General features: G+C 50.6%; 11 protein-coding genes. 8 read left to right on the forward strand and 3 right to left on the reverse strand.

All coding sequences use genetic code 11. The features are described 5' to 3' along the window. Nucleotides 1–17: 17 nt before the first annotated feature. Nucleotides 18–548, forward strand: coding sequence for a DUF2062 domain-containing protein (locus AAY72_RS12820; protein ID WP_057787978.1), 531 nt, complete (start codon nucleotides 18–20; stop codon nucleotides 546–548). Here the strand turns inward: AAY72_RS12820 and AAY72_RS12825 are convergent. The 3 genes from AAY72_RS12825 to AAY72_RS12835 are packed head-to-tail and all read right to left on the reverse strand — an operon-like array spanning nucleotide 545 to nucleotide 3,652. Continuing rightward, nucleotides 545–1,783 carry a lipoprotein-releasing ABC transporter permease subunit gene (locus AAY72_RS12825; RefSeq protein WP_057787980.1) on the reverse strand — a complete coding sequence of 413 codons (1,239 nt, stop codon included), beginning with the start codon at nucleotides 1,781–1,783 and terminating at the stop codon, nucleotides 545–547. The two genes, AAY72_RS12820 and AAY72_RS12825, sit on opposite strands and share 4 nt — an antisense overlap. Beyond that, complete coding sequence (gene lolD / locus AAY72_RS12830; RefSeq protein WP_057787982.1) at nucleotides 1,783–2,460, reverse strand: lipoprotein-releasing ABC transporter ATP-binding protein LolD; 678 nt, start codon at nucleotides 2,458–2,460, stop codon at nucleotides 1,783–1,785. Before lolD ends, AAY72_RS12825 begins: the two co-directional genes overlap by 1 nt. Continuing rightward, a complete protein-coding gene (locus AAY72_RS12835) occupies nucleotides 2,453–3,652 on the reverse strand; it encodes a lipoprotein-releasing ABC transporter permease subunit (RefSeq protein ID WP_057788074.1) in 1,200 nt (399 codons plus the stop codon). Before AAY72_RS12835 ends, lolD begins: the two co-directional genes overlap by 8 nt. A 109-nt stretch (nucleotides 3,653–3,761) precedes the next feature. Between AAY72_RS12835 and AAY72_RS12840 the strand changes: the two genes are divergently transcribed. The 7 genes from AAY72_RS12840 to rimO all read left to right on the forward strand — a co-directional run bounded on the left by AAY72_RS12840 (nucleotide 3,762) and on the right by rimO (nucleotide 12,306). Then, nucleotides 3,762–4,340, forward strand: a complete 579-nt coding sequence (locus tag AAY72_RS12840) for a PilZ domain-containing protein (protein ID WP_057787984.1) — start codon at nucleotides 3,762–3,764, stop codon at nucleotides 4,338–4,340. A 64-nt stretch (nucleotides 4,341–4,404) separates the two neighbouring features. After that, on the forward strand, nucleotides 4,405–7,881 hold the full coding sequence (gene mfd / locus AAY72_RS12845; protein WP_057787986.1) for a transcription-repair coupling factor: 3,477 nt from the start codon (nucleotides 4,405–4,407) through the stop codon (nucleotides 7,879–7,881). Next, nucleotides 7,881–8,924 carry a CsiV family protein gene (locus AAY72_RS12850; protein ID WP_057787988.1) on the forward strand — a complete coding sequence of 348 codons (1,044 nt, stop codon included), beginning with the start codon at nucleotides 7,881–7,883 and terminating at the stop codon, nucleotides 8,922–8,924. The genes mfd and AAY72_RS12850 overlap by 1 nt, the downstream gene beginning before the upstream one ends. Before the next feature lie 3 nt (nucleotides 8,925–8,927). Beyond that, nucleotides 8,928–9,434: a DUF3087 family protein gene (locus AAY72_RS12855; protein WP_057787990.1), complete on the forward strand. Its 507-nt coding sequence runs from the start codon at nucleotides 8,928–8,930 to the stop codon at nucleotides 9,432–9,434. A gap of 19 nt (nucleotides 9,435–9,453) precedes the next feature. Beyond that, nucleotides 9,454–10,389 (forward strand): ribosome biogenesis GTPase YlqF, encoded by a 936-nt coding sequence (gene ylqF / locus AAY72_RS12860; protein ID WP_057787992.1) that lies wholly within the window; start codon nucleotides 9,454–9,456, stop codon nucleotides 10,387–10,389. Nucleotides 10,390–10,398: 9 nt separating this feature from the next. Beyond that, nucleotides 10,399–10,812 (forward strand): BLUF domain-containing protein, encoded by a 414-nt coding sequence (locus AAY72_RS12865; protein WP_008983735.1) that lies wholly within the window; start codon nucleotides 10,399–10,401, stop codon nucleotides 10,810–10,812. 96 nt (nucleotides 10,813–10,908) lie between these two features. Beyond that, entirely contained in the window at nucleotides 10,909–12,306 is a 1,398-nt protein-coding gene (rimO, locus tag AAY72_RS12870; RefSeq protein WP_057788076.1) for a 30S ribosomal protein S12 methylthiotransferase RimO, read from the forward strand. The last annotated feature ends 128 nt before the right edge of the window (nucleotides 12,307–12,434 follow it).

Raw genomic sequence — 12,434 nt, forward strand, 5'->3', positions numbered from 1 at the left:
TATGTAAATGAGTTGTAATGCCAAAGAAAACTATTAAGAAATATTTACCATCTCCGGAAAAAATCAAGCAGATGAGGATCCTCAGCCTGTTTGGTACCATGCTGCACGATGGCAATTTATGGCATCTGAACCGCCGCTCGGCGCGTGGTGCCTTTGCGGTGGGCTTGTTTTGGACTTGGATGCCGTTACCCTTTCAGATGGTATTTTCGGCGCTGGTGGCGGTGCCGTTGCGAGTGAACTTACCACTGTCGGTGGCGCTGGTTTGGATTTCGAACCCGCTAACGATGCCGGTAATGTTTTACCTGTGTTACCTGATTGGTACCGTCGTACTAAAAACTCCGGTCGAGCCTTTTGCCTTTGAAGCAAGTTTTGAATGGTTATGGTATAGCATGAAAACTATCGGCAAACCGCTGCTAACGGGTTGCTTTTTGATGGGACTCGCCTCTAGTATTGCCGGCTATTTCGCCATCGACTGGTTATGGCGACTGTCTATCCGCAATGAAAAACTGACACGTTTACTCAAACGCAATAAACAACCAATCGATTAACGCTGGCCAAGTACCCGCGCCGGATCCACTTTACTGGCACGATACGCGGGATACAACGTCGACAAAATACTCAGACCAAGTGCTAACAGCACCGTGACTAACACATCCTGCCACTGCAATAACGATGGAATGAAATCAATAAAATAGATACTGGGATCCAGCAAAGAACGGCCGAGCAGCTGGGTTAGTGACGCGAAAATCGGCTCGATAAACAGCGCCAGCAACACGCCACTGACGGCACCAAATAAGGTGCCCACGACACCATTTAACGAGCCCAGCAACATAAAGATCCGGATAATTGCTACCGGCCGCATCCCCATAGTCAATAAAATCGCAATATCGGACTCTTTCTCCCGTACTGCCATCACTAATGTTGCAACAATATTAAAACACGCCACAGCAATAACCAGCGACAATACCAGGTACAAAATCGCCCGTACCATCTGAATATCCTGATAAACATGGCCCTGGCTGTTAAACCAGTTGCGGATATACACATAGTCTTCGGTCTGCTGTCCGAGTTGTCGCGCCAGTTGTGGTGCGGCGAAGATGTCATCAATTCTGAAGGCCAGCCCCTGCACAGTCCCGGCTGGCATCTCCAGGAAGCCATTCAGCGCCTGTAAGTCGATCCAGGCTTGGCTGTAATCCAGCTGACCGCCCATGGCGACAATAGCACTAACCTGCAATAAGCGGTTAGAATAGCTCGCCAGACGTCCATCGGCGGTAAAGCGCGGCAGCATTAATTGCACCTTATCCCCCACCGCTACCTGTAATGCTTTGGCGATGCCACTACCCAGCACTAATTGCTCAGCGTGCAACACGTCAAGTTCGCCGCTTTGTATATAGTTAGCGAAATCACTTATTTGTCGCTCTTGCTGCAGGTCCACTCCTCTGAGCTGTACTGCTTTAACCTGATTGCCACTGCGCAACATGCCATTCGCCTTGATATAAGGCGCGCCAGCAACCACACCTGGTACAGCACTGAGAACAGGTAGTTTCTCGGGCCAGTTATCCAGCTGATTTGATACCGCTTCCAACTCGACATGGGGGATCACTGCCAGCAATCGCTGTTTGAGCGCTTGTTCAAAGCCATTCATCACTGACAAGGCTAAAATCAGAATAGCCACCCCAAGCGCAATGCCCAGGGTGGAAGACGCCGAAATAAAACGGATAAAACCACTGGTGTGCCGGGTAGAACGATAACGACGGGCCAGTTGCCAAACCAAACTTTGCATCAAAGAGGCTCCAACTTCCCGTCTGTCATCAGATATTGTTGATCAAGCCGGCTAGCCAGTTGTCGATCGTGCGTTACTACCACAAAACTGGTTTTAAAATCCCGGTTCAGCTGTCGTAACAGCTGATAAATCGCTTCAGCCGTATGCTGATCCAGATTACCGGTCGGTTCATCTGCCAATACCAGCGCCGGTTTGGTGACTAATGCCCGGGCGATTGCTACCCGCTGCCGCTCGCCACCGCTTAGTTCTGAAGGCTTATGTTTTAGCCGGTGCGAAAGCCCGACTTTTTCTAACAAGGCACTGGCTTGCTGCTCGGCCTCTTTGCCTGCCAGGCCGCGGATCCGTAGCGGCATGGCCACATTCTCCAGCGCCGTGAAATCCATCAGTAAGTGATGAAATTGATAGATAAAACCCAGCTTGTCATTCCGTAACGCTGCTTTGGCATTTGCCGACAGTTTCGACACCTGTTGCCCGGCCAACAGCAGTGAGCCACTATCAGCCTGATCCAAAGTTCCCAGAATGTGTAACAAGGTACTTTTACCCGAGCCAGAGCTGCCGACGATGGCGACCATTTTGCCAACCGGCACGTCCAGTTCAACCTGTTGTAATACCTGAGTGACCTCGGCACCATCGCGATAACTTTTATTGATACCGCGGGCTTCTAATACATTATTCATCACGCAAAATTTCCGCCGGATTAATTTTCACTGCCCGCCAGGCGGGATACAACACTGCTGCCAGGGTCAGCCCCAAAGCACTGGCAAAGATACTGCCAATCTGGCTAACGTCCATCACAATCGGCAGTTCAGGTACGCCGGCGACCTGTACGCCGAGTAAGGTTAACAGATTATTCAGTTGCCAGCTGCCAAGGACGCCCAGCACGACGCCGAGTAAGGCACCCACTATTCCGTTGAACATTCCTTGTACGGCAAAGACTAAAAACAGCGCCCGATCCGTCATCCCCTGGGTTTTCAGGATGGCGACTTCGGCTTGCTTTTCCGTCACCATCATCACCAGCGCTGAAACGATATTAAACGCCGCTACTGCGACAATCAGTAACAGCATTAACCACATCATGGCTTTTTCCATCGCAACGGCAGCAAACAACTTACCATGACTATCACGCCAGTCGGTAACCGAGCTAAAGCCCGGTTCCTGACTTAACCGGGCTGCCAACAACGGAGCCTGAAATGGCTCCTGTAAACTGATGCGGTAACTTGGCTCGCGCTCATTAGCGGGTAACAACAGTTGCAGATCGCCTTGTGCCGTTACGGCGAGCACTTCATCCACTTCCGAGCCGGTGTCAATAAAGCCGGCGACAGTAAATAAACGTTGCCGTGGCATCCAGCCGAGCGGTGTGTAATTGCCACCACTGGCAAGCAGCACCCGGATTTGCTGCCCAAGACTTACTTCAAGCTGCTCGGCAAGCCCGCGTCCCAGCATAATGCTGTAACGCTGACTGAGCAGACTCTGCCAGTCTCCCAACAATAAAGATTGTTGTAAAAAACCCGGTAATGCCTGCGGATCCAGCCCCTGTAACATCACTGCTGTCAGCTGTCGGGGTGACTGTACTAAAGCCTCGGTTTGTAATAGTGGCGTGATATCGGTTAGCGGATATTGCCGGGATAAAGCCGGTTGCCAACTTTCGGGCGGCTGCTCGGTTTTTACCAACACATGAGGTATTACCCCGAGAATGCGTTTTTTCAGCTCAGCTTCAAAGCCATTCATTACCGAACTGACTATAGTTAATGCCATCACCCCAAGCAGAATGCCCGCGACGGAAAACAAAGTAATAAAAGAAATAAAGGCGTTACCTTTGCGGCTTTGACTGTAACGTAATCCAATGTAGAGACTGACTGGCAGATGCATGTGATAATTCAGGACTTTATCCCGGTTAGATGATAAATTAGCAGAAAAAGTGGTGCCGATAATAGAGAGTATTCGGCACAATAACAAGCGGCAGCCCGAGGTAACCATTATGCAAACCGAATTAGACCAGCTAAACGAAGCCTTTGTGCAGTTTTTTAAGGTCGAACACGCTATTGCGATCAATGTGTTGCCGCTGGCTGGCCCGCTTCCCGATGAAGCGACCTTTGTTGCCGCCATTCCGGAGCCTTTTTTATTGGCTGGCAACATGGGACAGCTAAATCTCAATTCGCTGCGTTCTTTGCAACGCCTGGGCGAATTGGCGGAAGAACTGGCTAACTATTTGCAGCAGCAAGCCCGGAAACTCGATTTACTGATGCATTATGTGATCCGGCAACAGGACTTGCCGGATCATCGCTATATTACACAGAGTTACGGTGGTGCCGGCCTGACCTTTTTAGCGAAATCTCAACTGCTCCCTTTGACCGTTACTGAACTGAAGCTTTTTCTGGCGGATAACGCCGGTGCAGTTTTTTGTTATGGCCAGGTGCTCAGCAGTGAGCCGGTCGGCGACAACTTCCTGACCAAAATCGTTTTTATGCAAATCCGCGACGAAGACCGCGAATTACTGGTACGCGCCAGCCTGCAGCAACAAGCCCGGCAGCTGAAACAAAAAGCTGCCGAGCGTTGAACAAATCCAGCCATAACGGCGTAAGCCATTGCGGCCAAGAACAACAACGGGTTTTAATTCTTACATGCAGCTTCTAAACACCTTATCGATGCAGTTATCCCAGCGCGAGCAACAGAGCCTGGGCCAGTTAACCGGTGCAGCCTTACCACTTTATATCAGCGAACTGGTGCAGCAACACCCTGCGGTTTACCTGCTGATTGTGCAGGACACCCCGGCGGCATTGCGGCTAGAGCAAGAGTTGGCAGTATTTCTGGATCCCAGCCAATGTCCACTTCTCACCTTACCAGACTGGGAAACCCTACCCTATGATGTGTTTTCGCCGCATCAGGATATTATTTCGCAGCGACTGGAAACCCTGTATCGGTTACCCCGCTTAAAGCACGCTTTAGTCATAGTACCGGTTAGCACCTTACTGCTTAGGATTGCCGGGCGTGAACATTTGGAGCAACACAGCTTTTTAATCCGCGAACAGCAGCAAACCGATCTGACAGCCTTAAAACAGCAGCTGACTGCCGTGGGCTACCGCCATGTTGAACAGGTTATGGAACACGGCGAATTTTCGGTGCGCGGCTCCCTGCTGGACTTATACCCGATGGGCGCCACTACACCTTATCGGATTGATTTTTTTGACGATGAAGTTGATGCCATTCGCACCTTCGATCCGGACACCCAGCGCAGCTTAGATAAGGTGCCACAGATCGCACTGCTACCGGCGCATGAATTTCCGACCGATAAAGCCGCCATCGAGCGGTTCCGGCTAAAATACCGCGAGCGCTTTGCCGCCCGCAACGAAAAAGAATCACTGTATCAACAGGTGAGCCAGGGCATTTTGCCGGCCGGTATCGAGTACTATTTACCCTTGTTTGCCGAAAGTACCAGTAGCTTATTTTCCTATCTGCCGGCCAACAGCCGGGTGTTGATTTGTGGTGACATCGAGCATAGCGCACAACAGTTCTGGACTGAACTAAAACGCCGCTATCAGGATAGAGCTATCGATCTGCTAAGGCCCATTTTGCCTCCTGCAGAACTCTATTTAGCAGTAGATGAGTTGTTCGCGCTGTTAAAAGCTCTGCCCAGAGTTAAACTCAGTCGGGCGGCGCTACCCGCCAAAGCTGGCATGCACAACTTACCTGTCGCAGAGCTGCCGGCGCTAAATATCAATCATCAACTGAAACAGCCACTGGAAGCCTTACTCAGTTTTTTAGTCACGCTAAAACAGCAGCAAGGCCGGGCGCTGTTCCTGGTGGAAAGTGAAGGCCGGCGCGAGAGTTTACTGCAACTATTGCACAAAGCAGCAGTGTACTTGCGCGAATACCCCAGCCTTACGGCCTTTTGGCAGGCCGAAGATGATTTGGGGGTAATGGTTGGTAACTTGGAGCAAGGCGCCCTGCTGCAGCTGGATACGCCGCTGGCCCTGATTAGCGAAAATGAATTGTTCGGCCAGAAAATCAGCCAACGCCGACGCCGCAAGCAAAGCCAACAAATCTCTTCCGATACCATTATCCGTAATCTGGCAGAGCTGAGCCTTGGTCAGCCGGTTGTGCATTTACAACATGGTATTGGTCGTTATCAGGGGTTACAGGTATTAGACGCCGCCGGCATAAGCGCTGAGTTTGTCACCATTGAATATGCTGGTGGTAGCAAGCTCTATGTGCCGGTGACCTCGTTACATTTATTAAGTCGCTATTCCGGTAGCGATGCCGAGCATGCACCGCTACACAAACTCGGTAACGATACCTGGGAGAAAGCCCGTAAAAAAGCTGCCGAAAAGGTGCGTGATGTCGCGGCAGAATTGCTGGATATCTATGCCCAACGTGCGGCGCACCAGGGCTATGCGTTTAAACTGGATCAACAGCAATACGCGGCTTTTGCCGACAGCTTCCCGTTTGAAGAAACGGCCGACCAGTTAGATGCGATTAATGCGGTACTAAACGATATGCAGCAACCACAACCGATGGATCGACTGGTGTGTGGTGATGTCGGCTTTGGTAAAACCGAGGTGGCGATGCGTGCCGCCTTTGTCTCGGTCAATGACGGTAAACAAGTCGCCTTATTGGTGCCCACCACGCTATTGGCACAACAACATTTTGAGAACTTTAAAGACCGTTTTGCCAATTGGCCGGTACGGGTTGAAGTACTGTCGCGTTTTGTTAGCCCTAAAGCGCAAAAAACCATCCTTGACGATCTGACTCAAGGCAAGGTGGATATCCTGATTGGTACCCATAAATTGCTGCAGGATGACATTAAATTTGCCGATTTGGGCTTGCTAATTGTCGATGAGGAACATCGCTTTGGCGTGCGGCAAAAAGAAAAAATCAAAGCCTTACGTGCCAATATTGATATTCTGACGCTGACCGCAACACCAATACCGCGCACTCTGAATATGTCGATGTCTGGCATGCGTGATTTATCTATTATCGCTACCCCACCTGCCCGCCGTTTGGCGGTAAAAACCTTTGTCCGCGAATTCGAAAATGGCCTGTTACGCGAAGCCATAATGCGGGAGATCCTGCGCGGGGGTCAGGTGTATTTTCTGCACAACGATGTTGCCAGCATCGAGAAAATGGCCAGCGATTTGCTTGAGCTGGTGCCGGAAGCCAATATCGCCATTGCCCATGGCCAGTTACGCGAACGTGAGCTGGAGCAGATTATGGCCGACTTCTATCATCAGCGGTATAACTTGTTATTGTGCTCTACCATTATTGAAACCGGCATCGACGTGCCAACAGCCAATACCATTATTATTAATCGCGCCGATAATTTTGGTCTGGCACAGTTGCATCAACTGCGAGGCCGGGTCGGTCGCTCGCATCATCAGGCTTATGCTTATTTACTGACACCGCCACCGAAGCGTTTGACCAAAGATGCTGAAAAACGGCTGGAAGCCATTGCCAGTCTGGAAGATCTCGGTGCCGGTTTTGCGCTGGCGACCCATGACCTCGAGATTCGCGGCGCCGGTGAGTTATTAGGTGATGAGCAAAGCGGCCAGATTGAGGCGGTGGGTTTTACGCTCTATATGGAAATGCTGGAAGAAGCGGTACAGGCACTTAAAGCCGGCCGCGAACCGAGTCTGGATAGCCTGTTAAGTCAGCAAACGGAAATTGACTTGAAGATTCCGGCGCTGTTGCCGGAGAGCTATATCCCGGACGTGAATTTGCGGCTGTCGTTCTATAAAAAGCTGGCCAGCGTGCGCAATGAACAAGAATTGGACGAGGTTCAGGTTGAATTAATCGACCGTTTTGGATTATTACCGGATGCCGCCAAACATCTGGTGCAACTGAGTAGCTTTAAACTGTTGGCACAGGAGTTAGGTATTAAACGGATTGAAGCTAATGCCAAGGGTGGTGTGATAGAATTCGCCGAAAGAACTATGGTTAACCCGGCTTACATTATCCAGTTGATCCAAACACAATCACGGATCTTTAAGCTGGAACAAGGCCAAAAACTGCGCTTCCAGATTGCCGCAGTGGATTATAAAGACCGGTTACAACTGATCAGCAATATGCTGGCCGAGCTGGCCAAACATAAGGTAGGACATTAATGAAATTTCGGCTGTTACTTGGCGGTTGTTTACTCGTCAACGCCCTGACACTACAAGCCAACGAACGTTGGTTTGAAGTAGAAATGATTATTTTTGAACGCACCGGCGACAGTACGCTGAAAGAACATTTCCCCACCCAGGTAACCCCGATCAGACTAGGGCGGCATATCGACTTACTGACAGAAAAATTTTATATACCGCTGCCGGTCGATCCTGACTGTCAAACGCCAGACGCTGTTGATGCAGCAGGCATCCCCATAACGGGCGAAGCTGAACCGGCAGCAGAGTGTATGCCGCAACCGATAGAACAGACGCCGGTCGCCGGTGACAGCACTGATGCCTTGTTGGCTGGCGTACTGGAACCAGCCCCACATCAATACTGGCCGGAACAACTGCCGGAAAAGATCTTTGGGGAAGGACTGCATCAGCCGGAGCCCTATCTGGCTGACGAAAACGCCTTTCAGCTTAATGAGGTAGTTAACCGCTTAAAACGGCAGCGTCAGTATCAGATATTGCTGCATACGGTGTGGCGTCAGGTGCCGGTAACAGAGCGCCGGGCGATCCCCAGCCGTTGGTTTGCCGGCAAAAACTTTAGCCAGCAATTTGATTACTGGGGCCAGCCGCTGCCGAGTAAAGTAGACAGCAATCCGGCGTTTGCCCCAGAAGAGCAGCAGGAAGCCGATTTACTAGCTCAGATCGCCAGCCGACGGCAACAACTGGAGGCCGGTGTACCGCTGACCCAGCAAGAAAGCAGCGCAGACGAACAACGGCGGCTGGAGCAAAGCACGGCCAATTTACCGTCTCAAGTCTGGCAATTGGATGGACTATTTCGCTTACATCTGGACCGATACCTGTTTGTAAATACCGACTTTAATCTGCGTCGCCCTCAGACTAACAATCTGCAAAGCATTAATGTGAAACAAAGCCGGCGCTTAATCAGTGGCGAAATCCATTACCTGGATCATCCCAAACTGGGAATTATTTTACAGATCCGCCGTTTTGATCCGGCGACAGCACGCTCTGATGCCAGCATTACCGAGTAAATTATGCAACTGAAAGTGATTGATAAAGCGCTATACCGTAAACGCCTGAACCAGATTACGGTATTAAGTATACTGGCACTGCTGATTATCAGCCTTGCCAGTTCAACACTATTGATCAGCCTGCTATCGGACGGCAGCGGCTCAAATTTTTGGCTTAACTTCGGCGGGGTCGTTATCGGTTGCATCCTGGTTGGCAGCGCGTTAAAAAAACTAAAACGTCACCCCTACTTTAGCGAAGTCGCTTACATCTGGGATTTAAAACACGAATTAAATTTAATACAGCGTAAACTGCGAGCCATTCAAGCAGCAGCTGAACAGAATGATGCTACCGCCCTGCTAATTCTGGCCTTTAGTTACGCCGGTTCACGACTAATTTGGCAGCTGGATGATAATACGCTGATGATGTCCGAGCTAAATCTGGCGGATAATAAACTGCAAGAACAAATCAGCGGGCTAGGCCTTAAGCTCGACTTGGATACATACCGGCGTGAATTACTCGCGCGCTTTTAACCTTACCACAGGATAGCTGATGTCAATTAACTGGTTTCCGGGCCATATGCACAAGGCCCGCAAAGAAATCGCTGAGGTGATGCCACAGGTCGATATTATTATCGAAATGCTGGATGCCCGTATTCCGTTTTCCAGTGAAAACCCACTGGTACCGCAACTGCGCAAAGATACGCCTTGTATCAAAGTATTGAATAAAGCCGATCTGGCTGATCCTGCCCTGACCGCGCGCTGGGTTGACTATTTTGCCGAGCAAAAAAATGTCCGCGCTATCCCAATCAGCCAACAGCAACCGGAACAAATTAAAGCCCTGCTTGAGCTTTGCAATAGCATGCTGCCGGAACGCAATCTGGAACTGAGAGCCGCCCGAGCAATGATTATGGGCATTCCTAATGTAGGAAAATCCACCCTAATCAATACCTTAGCTGGCAGAATCATTGCTAAAACCGGTAACGAGGCAGGTGTAACCAAAGCGCAGCAAAGGATCAAACTCGAGAACAATGTGATCCTGACCGACACGCCCGGCTTTTTATGGCCCAAGCTCAGCCCGACCACCTGTGGTTATCGTCTGGCGGTGACCGGCGCCATTAAAGACACCGTATTTGATTATGCCGATATCGCGCTCTTTGCCGCTGACTACCTGCTGCAAGCTTATCCGGCAGCAGTGATGGCACGGTTCGGACTGACGGATCAGCCAGAGAACGATCTGGCACTGCTGGATGCCATCGGTATGCGTCGTGGCGCAATGCGCAAAGGCGGCGTGGTCGATTTAGAAAAAGCCGGTGCGATCTTAATCACTGAACTCCGGGCCGGTAACCTCGGCTCTATTACGCTGGAAACGCCTGAGATGGTGAGTCAGGAACTGATCGACGCCAAGGCCGAAGAAGCGGCAAAGTCGGCAGAGAAAGCCGAACGCGAAGCCGAGCGCAAACGCAAAGCGCAAAAACGTTACCGTTAAGGAGTTGAGATGAGCGAGCCGCTGTTACAACTGACGTATATTAGCGATATTCCCTCCTCGCTCACAGCATCGGATATTGCGGCTATTCATCAACAAGCTAATCGCAACAACCAGCAGTTAGGATTAACCGGGCTGCTGTTGCATACCGGACGGCATTTTATGCAATTACTGGAAGGTCCGGCGCCGTTGGTGCGTTCACGCTTTGCCATTATCGCAGCCGATCCGCGGCATCAGCAGGTGCGATTAATCAGCGAACGGTCAATCGCCAGCCGGCAGTTCCCAAACTGGCACATGGGATTAAAACGACTGTTAGATCAGGATGAAGATGCCGATCTGACGGCTGTAATCAACCTCTACGGCCAACAGCAACACTTCTCACCACAGCACGCCGAGGCTATCGCCCTGTTATTTCAGGCGGTTTAAGCTCAACGCTGCTTTTTTAAACAGCAGCCACTGTATCTTTAGCGCGCTTTAGGTATAATGCGCGCCCGGTTTTTCCTTTACCCTGCACAGGCAACTATGAGCGTTCAGACATTCGATCCCAGCCAAACCACCACGCTGGATACCCCGGCCAAAACCTTAGCCGAACAAGCCAGCAACGGCACGGGCAGCAAAATAGGCTTTGTTTCGCTCGGCTGTCCGAAAAATCTGGTCGACTCAGAGCGGATCCTGACCCAACTTAAAGCTGAAGGCTACAATATCGTACCAAGCTATGATGATGCCGAGCTGGTCATCGTGAACACCTGCGGTTTTATTGACTCTGCGGTGCAGGAATCCTTAGACACCATCGGCGAAGCGCTGGCGGAAAATGGCAAGGTTATTGTCACCGGCTGTTTAGGCGCCCGGGAAGATGAAATTCGTGAAGTGCACCCTAATGTACTGGGGATTACCGGCCCGCACAGTTATGAGAATGTGCTAAAGCAGGTGCATGAGTTTGTGCCGAAGCCGAAATATGATCCCTTTACCATGCTGGTGCCGGACCACGGTGTAAAACTGACGCCGAAGCATTATGCGTATTTAAAAATTTCTGAAGGCTGTAATCACCGCTGTACTTTCTGCATTATTCCGTCAATGCGCGGTGATTTGGTCAGCCGGCCGATTGGTGAAGTGCTGGATGAAGCGCAGCGCCTGAAAAACGCCGGCGTAAAAGAACTGTTGATTATCTCGCAAGATACCAGTGCCTATGGCGTTGATGTGAAACACCGCACGGGCTTTTGGAATGGTCAGCCGGTAAAAACCTCAATGCAATCGCTGTGCGAAGCGCTGGGCGAAATGGGCATTTGGGTGCGGCTGCATTATGTGTATCCCTATCCGCATGTCGATGACATTATTCCTTTGATGGCGCAAGGTAAAGTATTACCCTATCTGGATATCCCGTTCCAGCACGCCAGCCCACGGATTTTAAAATTGATGAAACGGCCGGGACAGGCGGAAAAGGTACTGGAGCGGATCAAGAAATGGCGGCAAATTTGCCCGGATCTGACTATCCGTTCCACCTTTATTGTCGGCTTCCCGGGTGAAACCGAAGAAGATTTCCAGCTGTTACTGGATTGGCTGCAAGAAGCGCAGTTGGATCGGGTTGGCTGCTTTAAGTACAGCCCGGTCGACGGTGCCAAAGCCAACGAGCTGCCGGATCCGGTGCCAGAGGATGTAAAAGAAGAGCGTTACCATCGTTTTATGCAGCTACAGCAAGCGATTAGTGCTGAGCGCTTGCAAGCTAAAGTCGGCCGCACCATCAGTGTGCTGATTGATGAAGTGGACGACGAAGGCGCTATTGGCCGTAGTTTTTCTGATGCGCCGGAGATTGATGGTGCTGTGTATCTGAATGGTGAAACCAGCCTAAAACCAGGTCAACTGGTGCAGGCGGTGTTAGAACATGCGGATGAATATGATTTATGGGCAACGCTGGTCGAATAACACAGCGTGCCGAAGAATTGACAGTTACATAGAAATTTAACAAATTTCACTGATTTTTTTTCGGGCAAACTGAAAAAAAATCCTGTATATTGTCGCCCTAATTTTCAAACCCTAGCTTATAGAGACTA

The organism is Alishewanella sp. WH16-1 (genome assembly GCF_001441695.1).
Classification (GTDB): domain Bacteria; phylum Pseudomonadota; class Gammaproteobacteria; order Enterobacterales; family Alteromonadaceae; genus Alishewanella; species Alishewanella agri.

Excerpts from the sequence above, each read along its gene's own strand:
- mfd (WP_057787986.1), top strand. The coding sequence starts at position 4,405 with ATGCAGCTTCTAAACACCTTATCGATGCAGTTATCCCAGCGCGAGCAA.
- AAY72_RS12850 (WP_057787988.1), top strand. The coding sequence starts at position 7,881 with ATGAAATTTCGGCTGTTACTTGGCGGTTGTTTACTCGTCAACGCCCTG.
- rimO (WP_057788076.1), top strand. The coding sequence starts at position 10,909 with ATGAGCGTTCAGACATTCGATCCCAGCCAAACCACCACGCTGGATACC.
- AAY72_RS12825 (WP_057787980.1), bottom strand. The coding sequence starts at position 1,783 with ATGCAAAGTTTGGTTTGGCAACTGGCCCGTCGTTATCGTTCTACCCGG.
- AAY72_RS12865 (WP_008983735.1), top strand. The coding sequence starts at position 10,399 with ATGAGCGAGCCGCTGTTACAACTGACGTATATTAGCGATATTCCCTCC.
- AAY72_RS12835 (WP_057788074.1), bottom strand. The coding sequence starts at position 3,652 with ATGCATCTGCCAGTCAGTCTCTACATTGGATTACGTTACAGTCAAAGC.
- lolD (WP_057787982.1), bottom strand. The coding sequence starts at position 2,460 with ATGAATAATGTATTAGAAGCCCGCGGTATCAATAAAAGTTATCGCGAT.
- AAY72_RS12855 (WP_057787990.1), top strand. The coding sequence starts at position 8,928 with ATGCAACTGAAAGTGATTGATAAAGCGCTATACCGTAAACGCCTGAAC.
- AAY72_RS12840 (WP_057787984.1), top strand. The coding sequence starts at position 3,762 with ATGCAAACCGAATTAGACCAGCTAAACGAAGCCTTTGTGCAGTTTTTT.
- ylqF (WP_057787992.1), top strand. The coding sequence starts at position 9,454 with ATGTCAATTAACTGGTTTCCGGGCCATATGCACAAGGCCCGCAAAGAA.
- AAY72_RS12820 (WP_057787978.1), top strand. The coding sequence starts at position 18 with ATGCCAAAGAAAACTATTAAGAAATATTTACCATCTCCGGAAAAAATC.